Raw genomic sequence first — 15,506 nt, forward strand, 5'->3', positions numbered from 1 at the left:
GGGCGCGTTTAATCTTTCCACGCTTTTTTTGATTCCGTGAGCAACAAATCTCCAACACTGAACGGCCCCTGTTCTTGCGGCGGACGCTATTTGCTCACGCCGGGGCGCGCGCAATGCGAGGTGTGCAAGGATGACTACCAGTTTGTGGAGTTTCCGGCGTTTCGAGCGGAGCGCGTGGTGACGAAACCGCACGAGTTGACGGGCGGTGACGACGCGACTTGTTTCTTCCACGCGCAAAACCAGGCTGAGGCCGTGTGCTCGTCGTGCGGACGGTTTTTATGCCCCGTGTGCGCGGTCAATTTCGGCGGACGCATTTTGTGCCCGACATGCATCTCAAGCGGAAAAACATCACCGTCGAAGGTTGATCGTGAGAAATGGATGGCGGACACCACCGCGTTTTGGCTTGCGGCGCTGCCGCTGATTGCCTGGCCGCTCACGATTGTGACGGCCCCGGCGGCGTTTGTGCTGGTGTTGTTGAACTGGAACAAACCCGCAAGCATCGTGAAGCGCTTTCGCTGGCAGCGCTGGGTGGCGGGCGTGCTTTCGCTGGTGCAAATCGCCGGATGGGTGTGGTTGTTTGTGGAGATGTTTTCAGAATGAGCGCGAACGACGGCAATAATCCGCGATACAAATATCTGCACTGTCAAAATGGCGGGCTGTTTTCGCGCGGGAGCCTGTGGCTCGCGGACGACCATGTGCTGCAAATCACCTCGGTCGGACTGCATGAGCGCTACCGGCGTTTTTATTTGCGCGACATCAAGGCGATCATGGTTGGCGAAGCTTTCTCGTCCAAAGTCGGCGGTTTTATCTGCGGGGTCATCGCATTTGTCTTTGGAGTGATTTCATTTTTGACGATACTGCCGCCTGGCCCTGGAGCAGGCGCAATAGTGATTTGGTTATTTTTTGCGATTACCCTTGGACTGATGCTTTTTTTCCTATGGCGCGGGCGCACGGTGACAGTTTATGTGGTGACGGAATTGCAAACAGTGCTGTGGCGCTCCGTAGCGCGGAAATGGCAGGCGGACAAATTGATCGCGCAACTCACGCCGTTGATCAATGCGTCGCAGGCGGATTTGACGCGCGCGCAACCGACGATGGCGGAACAGGTGTCGGACGCGGTCGATGCCGCCGTTGAGCAAACGGCGATGGAGAATCAGGCCGCCGCGCAACAATCGCCAATGCCCGAACTGCCCGCGCAACCCGAGTTGCCCTCGCAGCCGGAGCTGCCGCAAATGCAACCGCGGCAAACTTCGGACTCGCAAAATCCGGACGGAGGCCCGGGCGCGGCATGAGCACGGCGGAAAATCCACCTTTGCCGTCGCGGGCCGGCGGACCGATGCGCAGGCTGCGCTGCACGCGGCACTCGGAGCGCGAGGCGGCGGCGTGTTGCGCGGAGTGCGGGCTGCCGTTTTGCCGCGAGTGCGTCTCGGAATACGAGGGGCGCTTGTTGTGCGCGGCGTGCCTGGAGAAAATCGTTGCGAACGCGAAGGCGGATGCGGACGGGAGCAATCGCGGTCTTTTCGCGCTGACGGCGAACTCGGTGAAACGCGCGGCGTCGCTCGCGGCGGGTGTGGCGTGGCTCTGGTTGTGTTTTTACCTGGCGGGTTTGCTGATCGAAAAACTGCCGCAGTCGGTGCATGAAGGCACGGTGTGGGCGCAGGCGGCGGAGGAGGCGCTGGGCGAGGAATGACGCGCAAGGGCACCACCGCACGCCGTCGCGAGACGGAGCCGTCCGCGCTGGCATTGATCGAGGAATCCGTGCACCTGCTCCGTCGCGCGCCGGCGGGCGTGTTTGTGTTTCACCTTCTCGGCGCGGGGGCGTGGGCGCTGGCGCTTTTGTTCGCGTGGGCTTACGTCTCGTGGTTCAGGCCGTCGCGCGACGAGCTTGCGCTGGGCGCGTGCGCGCTCGTGCTGCTGTATGCGTGGATGAAGGTCGCCCAGGCGGAAATGTGCGCGCGGTTGCTGGCGTTTCGCCTTGGCGCGAAGCCGGAGAAATTCACATGGCGCAGGGCGGCGCGTCTGGCGGTTTCGCAATTCAAAATCCACGCGTGGGGACCGGCGGCGCTGGCGGTGTCGGGTGTGCTGCTGCTGCCATTCGGTTATGTGTGGCTGTATTTTCAAACGGCGACGGCGCTTGGCTCCGCTCAAGTCCCGGAGCAACACGGCGCGGCTGAGGCGGATGCGCGGCAGCTTGCGAAACTCTGGCCGCGGCAGGGGCATGTGGGGCTGCTCGTGATCAGTGCGCTTTCGCTTGTGGTTTTTGCAAACGTGGCGGCGTTGTTTTACATGCTGCCTTGGCTGGCGCGCACGTTGCTCGGAATGGAAAACTTCATGTCACTGAGCGGCTGGTCGATGCTCAACACCACATTCCTCATGTGTGTGACGGCGCTCACGTGGCTCGCGATCGATCCGCTTGCGAAGGCGTTTTGCGTGCTGCGTGTTTTTCGCGGGCGCGCCCTGCGCACCGGCGCGGATTTGCGCATCGAAATCGCCGCTGTTCGAAAAACAGGACGCGCCAAAACAGGTTTCGCCCTCGTCGCGTTGGTCGCAAGCACGCTGATGTTTTCGGGTGACGCGACGGCAGCCGGGCGGGACTCCGCTTCCGATCAACAACAGCAGCAACAAGTCCAGCCTGCCGAGCTCGACCAAGCCATCGACGAAGTGCTGGCGCGCCGCGATTTTCAATGGCAGTTGCACCCGGATGAAAAGGCACGGTCTTCGGATGACGAGGCGAGCGCAATCGAGCGTTTTTTCAACTGGATGGGGAGCGGGGTGAAATCAGTTTTTCGCGCACTGGCGGATTTTATCGGATGGCTGGCGGAGTTGCTTTCGCGCGACAATGAAAGCGCCTGGCCGGTTGTTACAAAGGAACGCTCGGGCATGGGGGACCTGTCGCTGTTGAAGTTTTTCCTCTACTCGCTTCTCGCGGTGCTGGTGGGGCTGCTCGTTTGGGTGATTTTTATCACGGTGCGCGGCGGCGGGCGCAAGATCGTGGAGGCGGCGGCGGGCGGCGCGGAGATCGGGGAAAAACCGGATTTGCGCGATGAAAACGTGCAGGCGGCGCAACTGCCCTGGGATGAGTGGCTGCATCTCGCGCGCGAGCAGGTCGCGCTCGGCGAGTGGCGCCTGGCGCTGCGCGCGCTCTACCTCGCGCAACTCGCGCGCCTCGGCGCGGAGGGATTGCTGACGCTGCGGCGGCACAAGACGAATCTCGATTACGAGCGCGAACTGCGTCGCCGCGCGCTGCAGCGCGCGGGACTGCCGGAATGGTTTGCCGCGAGGCGGCGCGAGTTCGAGGCGGCGTGGTATGGCCGCGAGCAGACGGACGAGGCGCGCGTGCGCGCGTGGTTCGACGAGCTGGAGAAAGGAGCGAAAATATGAAGCGCCGAGCCTCGATGATTCTGCTCGCCGCGCTGGTCGTGCTGTTGCTCGGCGGCATCGCCGAATTGCTGCGCATGAGGATTTCGCGCGGCGATGTGTATCCGCTTTACTCGACCTATCGCGCTGACCCGCTCGGCACAAAGGCGTTTTATGAAAGCCTGGAGCTTGTGCCCGGCGCGCGCGCGCAACGGTGGCTGCGCGAGCCGGAAAAATTGCCGGCCGGCATGCGCGGGACGATTGTGTTTGCGGGGGTGAATTCCGCCGGGTGGTTGCGGACGGACCGCGTCACCGCAAAAAAACTCGACTCGCTCGCTCGCGGCGGCGCGCGCGTGGTCGTGACGTTCAAGGCGGGTTTCGGCGAGCGCGAGTTGAAGCGCTGGCGCGATTCGCGCACCGATGACGATTATTCAAAATACAATTTCGCGGGCGCGCCGGATTTTGCCGCGCATGCCTTGGAGAAGCGCGACGCACCCGAGGTCGCGCCCGAAGAAAAACCGGAGCCCCCTGAGAAAAAAGGCAGTCGCAAGAAACAGGTGTTTGTCGATGCGGGCGAGCAATGGGGCGTGAAAATCGTGACGCGCATCATCAAACCCGACGACGACGGCAGGCTGCCCCCCGCGGTGCGCTCGGAAGGACAACCGGGCGAATGGCCGGGAAGACTCGACTGGATGAGCGAGTTGTATTTCGACACGGACAAAAGCGCGGACTGGCGCGTGCTTTACACGCGCGAGGGGCGCCCCGTGATGATTGAGCGCGCGATTGGCACAGGCTCTATCGTGCTGGCGGCGGATTCGTTTTTCCTGAGCAACGAGGCGCTGCAACGCGCGCGCGCGACCTCATTGCTCGCGTGGCTCGTGACCGCGCCGGGCGGCGACGGTGTTGTTGTTTTCGACGAATACCATCTCGGCATGACTGAGGATCACGGCGTGGCCGCGCTTGCGCGGCGCTATGGGCTGACGGGGGCTGCGTGCCTGGCGATGTTGCTGGCGGTGTTGTGGGTGTGGCATCGCATGGCGCTGTTCGTGCCGCCGCCCGCCGACGAGGATGATGAGCACGCGGGTTACGAGCCGACGGCGGGCTTGGAGGCGTTGCTGCGCCGCTCGGTGCCCCGCGCGCAAGTGGCGCGTGTGTGCCTCGACGAATGGAAAAAAACGGCTTCGCCCGCCGACATTGCGCGTGTGGACAAGGCGCTCGCGACGCTGGAGCGAAACGCGTCGCCGTGGAAAATCTACACAACCGCGCGGGAAGCGCTGCGAAAATCAGGAGGGGTTTTGCCCCGCCCAAAATAGAAACCAATTTTATGAACCCAACCATTGAATCGTTTACGGAAAAACTAACTGCCGCCCGTGCCGAGGTGGCGAAAGTCGTCATCGGCCAGCAGGAGGCGGTCGAGCTTTCGCTCATCACTTTGCTGTCGCGCCAGCACGCGCTCATCGAGGGCGTGCCGGGCGTGGCGAAGACGCTGCTCGTGCGCACGCTCGCGCACGTGCTCGGCGTGCCGAGCGGGCGCGTGCAGTTCACACCCGACCTCATGCCGTCCGACATCACGGGCACGAATGTGTTTAATTTGCAGACAAACTCATTCACGCTGATTCGCGGGCCGGTGTTCACGTCGTTCCTTCTCGCCGACGAAATCAATCGCGCGCCCGCGAAAACCCAGGCTGCGCTTTTGCAGGCGATGCAGGAGCGCGTGGTGTCGATCGACCGCGAGACCTACGCGCTTGATGAGAACTTCACCGTGTTCGCCACGCAAAATCCGGCGGATTCCGAGGGCACTTATCCGCTGCCCGAGGCCCAGAAGGATCGCTTCATGCTCAAGATCAAAATGGAGCCGCCGGCGCGCGACGAGGAACTTTCGCTGGCGCGGCGCATGGTCGGAAACAACACGCCGGAGGGCGCGCTTGCCGCGGGCGAAGTGCGCGCTGTGCTTGGCGCGGGCGAACTGGCCTCAATGCGCGCCGCGCTCGACACGGTGACCTTGCGCGAGGAGCTGACGAGCTACGTGGTCGATCTTGTGCGCGCGACGCGCAGCCACGAGAGCATGCTGGTCGGCGCGGGGCCGCGCGCCACGCAGGCGTTGCTGCTTGGCAGCCGCGCGCGCGCCGCGCTCGACGGTCGCGACTATGTGACGCCGGACGATGTGCGCGGCCTTGCAAGCGCGGTGCTCGGACACCGCCTGATATTGCGCCCCGAGTTCGAAATAGAGGGACTGACAATCGACGAAGTGCTCTCGCGGATACTTGAACAAGTGGCGGTGCCAAGATGAAGAAATTGGGGCTTTCCGATTGCGCGCCACCGCGCGGTCTCGAAGTCGAAAATGGAGCGGTAACTCCCAATCGAAAATCGGAAATCCAAAATCGAAAATAACAACATGACCTTCCTCCCCTCAACACGCTTGCTCTGGCTTGTCTTCGCCGTGGTGCTGCTTGCGGTGCCGGCGGGGCCGATGCCCGGGTTGATGCCGGTGTGCTTCGCCGCGCTGGCGATCGTGGTGTTGCTGGCGTTGCTTGATTTGGCGTTGAGTTTGCGGGGAGTGCGGATGCCCGGGGTGTCGATCCCGGATGTCGTGCGGTTTTCGAAGGACCGGCCCGGCGTGATCCCGGTGAGTTTTTCCAATGAGACAGGGCGCGCGATGGAGCTGCGTTTTGCGCTCGGACTGCCGAAAGTTTTTGCGGCAAAGGACAATGAGTTGTGGGTGCGCCTGCCGGCGGGCGCAAAAAAATCGCGCGCGCAAATCGAGTGGGCGTGCACGCCTTCGCGGCGCGGGCGTTTTGCGAATGCGGCGCTGGCGTGCTGCGAGGCGGGATCGCGAATGGGTTTGTGGCGGTTGCGCGCGCGGGCGCGGCTGGAGTGCGAGTTGCGCGTGTATCCGAATTTGTTTTCCGAGCGGCGTCAGCTCGCGGCGGTTTTTCTGGATCGCGGCCAGTTTGGCGCGAAGCTGCAGCGCACGGTCGGGCGCGGGCGTGAGTTTGAAAAAATGCGCGAGTATTTGCCGGGCGACGGGTTTGACGAAATCCACTGGAAGGCGACGGCGAAGCGCGGACATCCGGTGACAAAGGTTTTCCAAGCCGAGCGCACGCAGGAGATTTATGTGGTGATCGACATGTCGCGTTTGTCGGGGCGGCTCGTCACGCACGAGGGTGTCACGCAAACGGTGCTCGAACGCTACCTGACCTCGGCGCTGGTTTTGTTTCTCGCGGCGCAGCGGCAGGGGGACCGCTTCGGCGTGATCGCCTACGATGATCGCGTGCGCGTGAGTTTGCGCGCGGGCAACGGCGCAGCGCATTACGCGGCATGCCGCGAGGCTTTGCACACGCTCCAACCGGGCGAGGTGACACCCGACATGGCCGAGGTGGCGCGTCACATTCGGTTGCGGCAACGCCAGCGCGCGCTGTTGTTTTTCCTGACCGACCTGAGCGATCCCGTGCTGGCGGAGGATTTCGCGAGGCACGCTCCATTGCTGGCACGCCAGCATTTGATGCTGGTGAGCCAGTTGCGCGGGCCGGGCGTGGAGCCGCTTTTCGCAAACAAGGGCGCGGAGGGACGCGGCGATCTTTACGCGAGGCTTGCGGGCCACATGCGCTGGGAGGAAATGCAGGCGCTGATCCGCACGCTCAAGCAGAACAACATCACGGCGGCAGTGCTTGATGACGATGCGTTCGTGGCGAACTTGGTGACGCAATATTTGCAGGTGAAGCGGAGGCAGTTGCTATGAAGGCCGACCCTCGAACAGACGGAGCACGGGGAACGGGACGGGCCGCATTGGCCCCTGTGGTTCTTCGCGCATTCTGCGTTCCTTTTTTGGAGGATTTTTCATGATCGTAAACTTGGACCAGTTTATCGAGGCGGAGCGGCCGAAATGGGAGCGGCTCGACAAAATCTTGAACCGCCTGGCGAACGATCCCTGGCGCAAGCTGCCGCTTGAGGAAGTGCGCGAGATGGAGCATTTATATCAAAGAGCCTCGGCGGACCTGGCGCGCCTGGCCACGTTTTCCGCGGAGCCGGAGACGCGCGCGTATCTGGAGAATCTTGTCGCGCGCGGTTACGCGGAAATCCACGGCGGCGCGGGCGGGCGTTCCGTCGCGCACTGGCGCCCGGGGAAATGGTTCTCGGTCACGCTGCCCGGTGTATTCAGGAAACGAATACGTGCGTTCTGGTTCGCGCTGGCGTTGATGCTGGGAGGCGCGGTTTTCGGGGGCTTCGCGGTGGCGCTTGATCCCGAAGCCAAGCAGGTGTTGATGCCGTTTTCGCACTTGCTCGGCGACCCGGCGGAGCGCGTTGCGAAGGAGGAGGCGGGCGCAGATTACAATAGGCTGGACGGCTCGAAGGGCACGTTTGCCGGTTATTTGATGACGCACAACATCCGCGTGACCTTGCTCGTGATGGCGCTCGGCATGACGTGGGGCGCGGGGACGCTGGTGCTGTTGTTCTACAACGGCGTGATTCTCGGCGCGGTGGTCGCGGACTACGTGCTGGCGGGGCAGACGACGTTCTTGTTCGGCTGGCTGCTGCCGCACGGCATGATTGAAATCCCCGCGATTCTCGTGGGCGGGCAGGCCGGGTTTGTGCTGGCGGGCGCGCTGATTGGGCGCGGCCAGAACAAGGGGCTTGCGATGCGCCTGCGGGCGGCCGCGCCGGATGTGGTGACGTTGTGCGCGGGCGCGGCGTTGATGCTTGTGTGGGCGGGCGTCGTGGAGGCGTTCATTTCGCAATACCACGCGCCGGTGCTGCCGTATTGGATCAAGATTGCCTTCGGCGTGATCGAAGGCGCGGTGCTGTTGTGGTATTTCGGATTTTGCGGGCGCAAAAGGGAAGGGGATGAAAATCAATGAGCGGCGCGAACGGTATTGAAAGACTGGATACAATCCGCGTGCGCACGCCGGAGGGCGCGGTGTTTTCCCACCGGCTGGCGAGCCCGGTGATGCGGATGCTCGCGCTGCTGGCCGACTGGATGATCGTGAGCGCGGGGTGGGGGATTGTGAGCGTGGCGATCAGCCTGCTGGCGCTTGTGAGCGTGGACGCGATGCGCGCGGTGAGCGTGATCGGATATTTTGTGGTGTCGCAGGGCTACTCGATTTTTTTCGAGTGGCGGTGGCGCGGCCTCACGCCGGGCAAGCGGATGCTGCGGTTGCGCGTGATCGACGAACGCGGCTTGCGCCTGTCCCTGTGGCAGGTGGTGCTGCGCAATTTGCTGCGGGCGATTGACGCGCTCCCGCTCGGATATTTCGCGGGCGGCGCGACGGCGTTGCTGAGCCGCCGCTGCCAGCGGCTCGGCGACCTGGCGGCGGGAACGCTCGTGATTTGGGAGGCCCCGGAACCGGCGCCTGATCCGGCGTTGCTGGGGAGCGAAAAATACAACACGCTGCGCGGCCACGCGCCTGTGGTGGCGCGTTTGCGGCAGGCAGTTTCACCGGGCGAGGCGCGCGTGGCGTGGCTGGCGCTGGCCCGGCGCGACAAGCTCGATGACGCGGCGCGCGTGGAGTTGTTTGCCGACCTCGCGGACCATTTCAAATCGCTGACCGACTTTCCCGAGGGCGTGACGGACGGCGTGAGCAACGAGCAGTTCGTGCGCAACGTGGTGGATGTGCTGTTCGTTGAGCGGCGTTCATCCGGGGCTGCGCGGTGAGCATGGAGCCGGGCCTGGCGGCATGGCCGAATATTTTGTGTTCGACCGCTTCAACGTGAATGCGAGCCCCGGGCGTTTTTGCGCGATCAAAACTTCAGATGCTTCACCGTTAAGCCCCGGTTGATGAGCTGGTTTAGTGAATCAATGCCGATCCGGATGTGCGGCTCGACATGGTCGGCGTCAACGCGCCGGTCGCTTTCCGTGGTTTTCACACCCTCGGGTGTCATCGGATGATCGCTCACGAGGAGGAGCGCGCCGGTGGGGATGTCGTTAAAAAAGCCGACGGTGAAGATCGTCGCCGTTTCCATGTCCACGCACATGACGCGGATTTTTTGCAGGTATTTTTTGAATTCCTCGTCATGTTCCCACACGCGGCGGTTGGTCGTGTAAACAGTGCCCGTCCAGTAGTCGCGCGCATAGTCGCGGATCGTGGTCGAGATGGCCTTTTGCAGCGCGAAGGAGGGCAGGGCGGGAACCTCGGGCGGGAAGTAGTCGTTGCTTGTGCCCTCGCCGCGGACGGCCGCGATGGGCAGGATGAGCTGGCCGACTTCGGCGCGGTGTTTCACGCCGCCGCATTTGCCGAGGAAGAGCACCGCCTTGGGGCGGATGGCGCCGAGCAGGTCCATGATGGTCGCGGCGGTGGCGCTGCCCATGCCGAAGTTGATCATCGTGATGCGCCCGGCGGTGGCGCTGGACATGGGTTTGTCGAGCCCGCGCACGGGGACGCCGTGCCATTCGGCAAAGAGTTGCACGTAACGCTGAAAGTTGGTGAGCAGGATGTGGTCTCCAAATTCGTTGAGCGGCACGCCCGTGTAGCGCGGCAGCCAGTTTTCGACGATTTCTTGGCGTGTTTTCATAAGGCGAGTGACGGCGGAGAAAATGGGTTGCTGTTGCGACGCAGCATGGAGGCGGGGAGATTGGTTGGAAAGGATGAAAGCGCGGCGCCCGGCGCGTCCATGCGGGCGCGCAATTTGTCATCAATAAGAATTGCGTTTTGGCGTTGCTGGAAATGGATTTGTGCATCCTTTTAAAATCCATCGCCTCGAATCCCACCCACCACTGAACCAAACCCACCCACCATCATGGCCAGAAAAAAGAAGAATCCCGTTACCGCCCCCTCACATTTGATTTGCCGGTGTCGTTGATTGCCAAAATTGACGCCAATCAGAAAAAATACGGATTCCGCTTCACAAGCGAAGTGGTGCGCGAGGCGGTCGCGAGTTTTGACATTGATCGTTGTGTTTCCGCCGGCGAGCCGCACAGGCAGATTTCCGTCCGTTTGCCCGCCGAGATGAAGACCAAACTCACCAAGGCGGCCAAAAAGAAAAAGGTCAGCATCGGTGAAATTTTGCGTCTTGCGCTCGAATCCTACGCGCCCAAGGCCGCGGCCAAAAAAGGCCGTCGCAGCTAGCAGTTTTTCGGCATAAATTGTCGCGAGGAAATGCCTTTGGGGGAGGGTTCGACCTGCCAACAAGAATTTCCCGCGCCAATGTCATGTGAACGATTTTCTCACTCCCACCGCGTGTAAATGCGCGCGGTTTCCTTGCCGTCGTTTTCGCGGGTGAGAACATGCCAGAAGGCTTTTCCGTGACCGGACTGTTCCTCGTGGACGGACATGGTGAGCTTGTCCTTTGCAAAGCACTCGTTCTTGAAGGTGATCACCAATTCCTTGAGCGCGCGGCTGGAGGCGATTTCCGGCGGCGTGCTTTCGAGCGCCCATGCGGTGAAGTGGGTGTTGTTCACATGGGCGTTGCTGTCGATGTCCTCGTTGCGCACGATGATTGGAAGTGTCGCCGCCGGTTGGACTCCGCTGAAATCGGGCATCTTGGGATTGTTTTCCTCGACGACGAACTCCGGGGTTGGCGGGTTCATGTCGATGAGCATTTGCGGTGTGCGCGCGATCCGGCGCGTGGCAATGTCGATCAACAGCCACCACGTTGCCCCCTTCAAAACGGTTTCTCCTTTTCCGTTGGTTATATAAAATTCCCTCCGGCTCATGAGTCGCTCGGAACGGCTGTGCCATGTGTGCACGGTGAGAGTGTCGCCGCCCGCGGCCTTGGCGGGGCAAAGCGGGGTGAGTTGCATGCGCGTGAGCACCCATGTCAGCCCGGCGGCGTCACCGAGGTCTTCGCTGCCGAAGGCGAGGGTGTGCGCGTCGATGCCGGCCGCGTCCTGAAAATAATCGCAGAGCTTGTGCAGGGGGATGGCTCCATCGGGGCCAAGTTCGTAATAACGGACGCGGAATTCTTCGTGTGTCATGAATGTGGTGATTTTATTTGTGGTTCAAAAGTTCAGGTCAATGCCGAGATGCGACGCGAGCGCTTGTTTTCGAATGCCGTAGAAACGGGCAAGGTCGCGCAGTTTGCGCAGTGTGGCCTCATCGCCCGCGGGGCGGGTTTTGATTGCGGCGATCATGAGATTTTTCGCGGTGTGCTCGGTCGAAATAAACTCGAACACCTTGGCGCGGTAGCCGGCGTGTTCGAGAAGCTGGGCGCGCAGGGCGTCGGTTACAAACTCGGCCTGCCGCTCCTGAAAAATGCCGTGGCGGAGCGCCTCGGCAAGGACGGGCGGCGCGGTCAGTTGCGGGCGGAGTTCTTTTTGGCAGCAGGGGGAAACGACGATCAGGCGCGCGCCGGATTGGATTCCCCTGGCAATGGCGTCGTCGGTCGCCGTGTCACAGGCGTGAAGCGCGATGAGGATGTCGAGTGTGTTTTGCGGCGCGTCGTGCGCGAGTTCCTCTTTCGCGTCCAGTTGCGCATCCGCGATGGTTCCCTGGACAAATTTCAAATTGGAAAATCCAGTTTCCCGCGCGATGCGGTTGCAAAACGAAACGAGTTCAGGGCGGGCCTCGATGCCTTGAATGCGTGCGCGCGGCCCGAGGAGCGCGGCGGTGGCAAACGTAAGGTAACCCTTGCCGCAACCCATGTCGGCAATGCGCAACGCGGAGGCGGCGTCGCGATGCGTTTTTTCATCAAGCCCCGGAATGATTGCTGGCGCTTCGATGAGCCCGGCCTCCGTTGCGAGGTGCGAAAGCAGCTCGGCGAATTTGTTTATCTGGCGAAGTTTCGCCGACATGCCCTCGCGCGGCTTTCCGTATTTGTTTGTGATGCCGAGCGCGTGCAGCCAGGGCGCGTCGAGCGGAATGGCCTGCCGTCGCGCGCGATCATGCGCGGCGGGAATGCCGCCGATGGCGGATGCCGGCGCGTTCGGAGCGGCGTCCGTTTTTTTGACGCGAAGGCGCGCGACTCCGTTTGAATCGTGCGAGAGCTGCGCGGATTGCGCGGCGGTGAAAAGGTGCGCGTCGAGAAACTCGGCGCCGATGAGTTTTTCAAGAAGGGCGAGCGCCTCGTCCGGCTGATGGTTTTTGGTTATGTCGCGCGTGGCATGGCGATAAACGAAACTGAGGTGCGGGCCGCTTTTGAGGGAAACGGGGCGGACGAAAACATTTCGCAGCGAGGCGTCGGCTCCACGATACTTGCCGAGCGTCAGTTTCGAAAGCGCGCCTTCGGAAATGGACGCGCGCAGCAGGTCGAAAAATTGTTCGCGGGCGGCTGGTTGGGACATGGGAAGTGCATTGGCACAGTGAAAAGGGAAACGCAATGCTTGACCTGAGCGCGGCAATGCGCACTGTTCTGTGTTCTTGCAGAGCAAACGCCCTCATCGTCTATCGGTTAGGACGGAAGATTCTCATTCTTCAAAGCGGGGTTCGATTCCCCGTGAGGGCGCCAATTCTGACCCTGTCATAGGGGAGTAATTACCTTGAAATGCCTTTAAATACTCTCTTAATGTGTGGACTTGTATTGATTATCCGATGCTCGGGAATGTGGCGCTGAAAATCTACCGTCAACGACATAGGCGCTCGCGCACGGGCTGGGTTTACTCCATTGCCACAAAGAGCAACGACGGGAAAAGGAAACTCATCCAGATACCCGACGAAAATGCGGCACTCAAAAAAGCGACCGAAATCGCCACCGCTCTCGCCCAAGGGGAAATCGACACCGCACTCATGCCACGGTCGGATTTGCGCGAGCTCGCGGACGCACGCAAGATATGCAGCGGCTTGGCGAAGTTGTAGGATGCGCGGCGGGCGCAGGCGGCGGCTTCGACGGGGGCGGCGACTTCGTCGACAAATCCCCATTGCTTCGCCTCGTCGGCGGTGAACCATGTTTCGGCATCCATGTGGTGCCGGCGAGGCGGGCTTCGAGATCGGTGATGGCGGAGGTGATGCGGGACTCCCGGGCTTTGAGTCGGGAGAGGGCGATTTCGGTGGTGACGTTGCCCTGGAGGTTGACGGTGGCGCCGTTGTTGAGGGAGCGCTTGATGGTGGCGCGGACATCGGCGAGATCCCCGCGCAGGCGGGCGAGGCGCTGGCCTATGGCTCCGGATTTCGTGGCGTCGGATGCGGGCACGGGTGTTCATAAATAGGGGAAGGGGCGGAACCGGGCGGCGCGACGCGCGACGCCCGAAAGGGTGAAGAGTGAAAGATGAAGGGTGAAAACGGAACTATGGCTGCGGACGGGGGATGGCGGGGCGCGAAAAGCCCGTGCCGGGTGGAGCGAACGAAACAAGTGACTTGACAATGATAGTGAGTTGTTGAAAATGATTGGCAAATGCAGCAGTGCTCTCCTAAAACCTCCTCATGTACTTCTGGTCGGCTCTACAGTCGATTGCTCGCCGTGTATGGTAGGTTGCGCGTGTCCCAGATACCACTGCCGCTTATTCGTCCAAAACCTCAGTTTTTAAAATTTTATGAAATTACTATATCTTTCAAGAAGCGTGGATCTTGGATAGACTTTGATTGCCTCCAGATATTTTCTCGTTTAGCCATCGATCCTTATCGTCGTGATTGTCTGAGGAAACAGATGGACGAAATTTTATACTATAGTTTCAGGTCTTTCACAATAAAGGAGCTACGTGCTGCATGCACCCGATACGGATTTGTCAGAGAAATCTGCAATAAGAACATAAACAAAAAAGAATTCTTTTCGCCGCGGTCTGCCGAAGCGCGGAGAGATGTTGGGTTATTAAGCCCGCAATTAACTACTATAGGGAATATTAGTAGTGGCGTGCTGGATAGGCATAGATGCCATTTAAACCCAAAACATCTCTCCAATGAAAACTGTCTTTTACTATATCATAAGTATCATTCTAAATTTCGAGAACGGCATTACCGGCCTGAATGCCGTTTGCAACAATGAGGCCCCTAGCAGCGCTGGACCATTGTTCATTATGATTGGCGCATTTGCATTAGCTGTTGCTGCAACTCGCTCCAAAAAACGCAAACTGACTCGGAAAAAAATACGGGTTCGTGTTGTATGCAAGTCATTAGGGATAGAGGTGATTCGAGAATCAGATACCTCAGATAAATATGATGATGATGGATGAGTTGCCAAACCGTCATCTCTTAATATGGACGGCTAGCTACCGCAAGAAGTAGGGGGCGGGGGGCAAGCCTTCGGCCCCGAAAATGTTTTTGAGAAAACCCGAGTTGTGGATTTTGAGCTTTCCTCAGGGCAACGATGGACAATAATCGAACCATGTATAAGGCGTTTAACCTGACAGATATTGACTACTCAAAATTCAATGGCCTTGGAGGCAGTGAATCTCATTGCCTGCGAACTCAGGACTTTGATGGCGAAATCAAAGCCTTTTTTGAAGATGGAGGATTCGATGGGTCTGGAATACAACAGGACTGGTTCCCAAAAGTGCATGCTGATATTTTCATTTCCCATGCTCACAAGGACATGGATCAAGCGACAGGATTAGCCAACTGGCTTTTTGATAATTTTGGGCTTACATCTTTTATTGATTCTCAGGTATGGGGGCATGCAGATAAGTTGATTAAAAAATTGAACGATCACTACAAAGAGCCTGATAGCAAAAACTACAGTTATGAGGCCACAAAAAAAACAAGTAGCCATGTGCATGTGATGCTAAGCACGGCTTTGAGTAAAATGATTGATGCTTGCGAGTGCGTGTTTTTCATGAATACCCCCAATTCACTTTCGGCGTCACAGATCGATGAGAAAACATTTTCCCCGTGGATTTTTTATGAAGTGACAACCGTGAACTTGATCCGCAAAAAAAAGCCGAAAGAGCATCGCTTGAAGGGAAAAAACTTTTCAGAAGCCAGGATACGGGAATCGTTGCCACAAATCAGTGTGCGCTATAATTTAGATGTCAGTAGCCAAATGGTTAAATTAACAGGTCAGGATTTGGCGGACTGGAAGGTCTGTGCAGCATACTCCGTTACATTTCGGCGGGCTCCTGAGAAAACGCACCCTTTGGATAAATTATATAAGAAAAAAGGGATACCCTTATGCTAACTATCCATCATAATACACATGCTTTCAACCATGATAGTGTTTTTCGTTGCGGTTGAGGTTGGAGGGGGCGGAGGAAAGGGCTGAAGGGCTGGATCGGAGGGCGCGGGATGACCCGATGGCGTCGAGGGCGGCTTGGGCGTGAGCGTTCCACGTAGAGCTTTATTTCAGGTGGA

The 15,506-nt window shown here is 59.8% G+C and carries 16 protein-coding genes and 1 tRNA gene; 13 read left to right on the plus strand and 4 right to left on the minus strand.

Annotated elements, in window-relative coordinates:
- The first annotated feature begins 36 nt into the window (after positions 1-36).
- The 9 genes from CKA38_RS12540 to CKA38_RS12580 all read left to right on the plus strand — a co-directional run bounded on the left by CKA38_RS12540 (position 37) and on the right by CKA38_RS12580 (position 9,007).
- Entirely contained in the window at positions 37-600 is a 564-nt protein-coding gene (locus tag CKA38_RS12540; protein ID WP_108825780.1) for a hypothetical protein, read from the plus strand.
- 146 nt (positions 601-746) lie between these two features.
- On the plus strand, positions 747-1,292 hold the full coding sequence (locus tag CKA38_RS12545) for a hypothetical protein (RefSeq protein WP_152032851.1): 546 nt from the start codon (positions 747-749) through the stop codon (positions 1,290-1,292).
- Positions 1,289-1,690 (plus strand): rhomboid family protein, encoded by a 402-nt coding sequence (locus CKA38_RS12550; protein WP_152032852.1) that lies wholly within the window; start codon positions 1,289-1,291, stop codon positions 1,688-1,690. Before CKA38_RS12545 ends, CKA38_RS12550 begins: the two co-directional genes overlap by 4 nt.
- Complete coding sequence (locus tag CKA38_RS12555; RefSeq protein WP_108825783.1) at positions 1,687-3,381, plus strand: hypothetical protein; 1,695 nt, start codon at positions 1,687-1,689, stop codon at positions 3,379-3,381. Before CKA38_RS12550 ends, CKA38_RS12555 begins: the two co-directional genes overlap by 4 nt.
- Positions 3,378-4,670: a DUF4350 domain-containing protein gene (locus CKA38_RS12560; RefSeq protein ID WP_152032853.1), complete on the plus strand. Its 1,293-nt coding sequence runs from the start codon at positions 3,378-3,380 to the stop codon at positions 4,668-4,670. Before CKA38_RS12555 ends, CKA38_RS12560 begins: the two co-directional genes overlap by 4 nt.
- Before the next feature lie 11 nt (positions 4,671-4,681).
- On the plus strand, positions 4,682-5,647 hold the full coding sequence (locus tag CKA38_RS12565; protein ID WP_108825785.1) for an AAA family ATPase: 966 nt from the start codon (positions 4,682-4,684) through the stop codon (positions 5,645-5,647).
- 105 nt (positions 5,648-5,752) lie between these two features.
- A complete protein-coding gene (locus CKA38_RS12570; RefSeq protein WP_108825786.1) occupies positions 5,753-7,096 on the plus strand; it encodes a DUF58 domain-containing protein in 1,344 nt (447 codons plus the stop codon).
- A 100-nt stretch (positions 7,097-7,196) separates the two neighbouring features.
- Complete coding sequence (locus CKA38_RS12575) at positions 7,197-8,213, plus strand: stage II sporulation protein M (RefSeq protein WP_108825787.1); 1,017 nt, start codon at positions 7,197-7,199, stop codon at positions 8,211-8,213.
- On the plus strand, positions 8,210-9,007 hold the full coding sequence (locus CKA38_RS12580) for an RDD family protein (RefSeq protein WP_108825788.1): 798 nt from the start codon (positions 8,210-8,212) through the stop codon (positions 9,005-9,007). Before CKA38_RS12575 ends, CKA38_RS12580 begins: the two co-directional genes overlap by 4 nt.
- 86 nt (positions 9,008-9,093) lie before the next feature.
- Here CKA38_RS12580 and CKA38_RS12585 read toward each other — a convergent pair whose 3' ends face one another.
- Positions 9,094-9,864 carry an AMP nucleosidase gene (locus CKA38_RS12585; protein ID WP_108825789.1) on the minus strand — a complete coding sequence of 257 codons (771 nt, stop codon included), beginning with the start codon at positions 9,862-9,864 and terminating at the stop codon, positions 9,094-9,096.
- A gap of 278 nt (positions 9,865-10,142) precedes the next feature.
- Here CKA38_RS12585 and CKA38_RS12590 point away from each other — a divergent pair, with 278 nt between their 5' ends.
- A complete protein-coding gene (locus tag CKA38_RS12590; protein ID WP_236919032.1) occupies positions 10,143-10,418 on the plus strand; it encodes a ribbon-helix-helix protein, CopG family in 276 nt (91 codons plus the stop codon).
- A gap of 98 nt (positions 10,419-10,516) precedes the next feature.
- On the opposite strand, the gene CKA38_RS12595 is transcribed toward CKA38_RS12590, so the two are convergent.
- Together CKA38_RS12595 and CKA38_RS12600 are read right to left on the minus strand one after the other, a co-directional pair.
- Positions 10,517-11,266: an acyl-[acyl-carrier-protein] thioesterase gene (locus CKA38_RS12595; protein ID WP_108825791.1), complete on the minus strand. Its 750-nt coding sequence runs from the start codon at positions 11,264-11,266 to the stop codon at positions 10,517-10,519.
- 24 nt (positions 11,267-11,290) lie between these two features.
- Positions 11,291-12,571: a class I SAM-dependent methyltransferase gene (locus CKA38_RS12600; protein ID WP_108825792.1), complete on the minus strand. Its 1,281-nt coding sequence runs from the start codon at positions 12,569-12,571 to the stop codon at positions 11,291-11,293.
- Between the two features lie 89 nt (positions 12,572-12,660).
- Here CKA38_RS12600 and CKA38_RS12605 point away from each other — a divergent pair.
- Positions 12,661-12,735 (plus strand) — tRNA-Glu (locus CKA38_RS12605).
- A gap of 276 nt (positions 12,736-13,011) precedes the next feature.
- Here the strand turns inward: CKA38_RS12605 and CKA38_RS15525 are convergent.
- Positions 13,012-13,416 (minus strand): hypothetical protein, encoded by a 405-nt coding sequence (locus CKA38_RS15525; RefSeq protein WP_152032854.1) that lies wholly within the window; start codon positions 13,414-13,416, stop codon positions 13,012-13,014.
- A 703-nt stretch (positions 13,417-14,119) separates the two neighbouring features.
- Here CKA38_RS15525 and CKA38_RS15530 point away from each other — a divergent pair.
- Both CKA38_RS15530 and CKA38_RS12620 read left to right on the plus strand, forming a co-directional pair.
- Positions 14,120-14,392 carry a hypothetical protein gene (locus CKA38_RS15530; protein WP_152032855.1) on the plus strand — a complete coding sequence of 91 codons (273 nt, stop codon included), beginning with the start codon at positions 14,120-14,122 and terminating at the stop codon, positions 14,390-14,392.
- A 152-nt stretch (positions 14,393-14,544) separates the two neighbouring features.
- Entirely contained in the window at positions 14,545-15,333 is a 789-nt protein-coding gene (locus tag CKA38_RS12620) for a hypothetical protein (protein WP_152032856.1), read from the plus strand.
- Positions 15,334-15,506 lie beyond the last annotated feature (173 nt).

This window comes from Ereboglobus luteus (genome assembly GCF_003096195.1).
GTDB lineage: Bacteria > Verrucomicrobiota > Verrucomicrobiia > Opitutales > Opitutaceae > Ereboglobus > Ereboglobus luteus.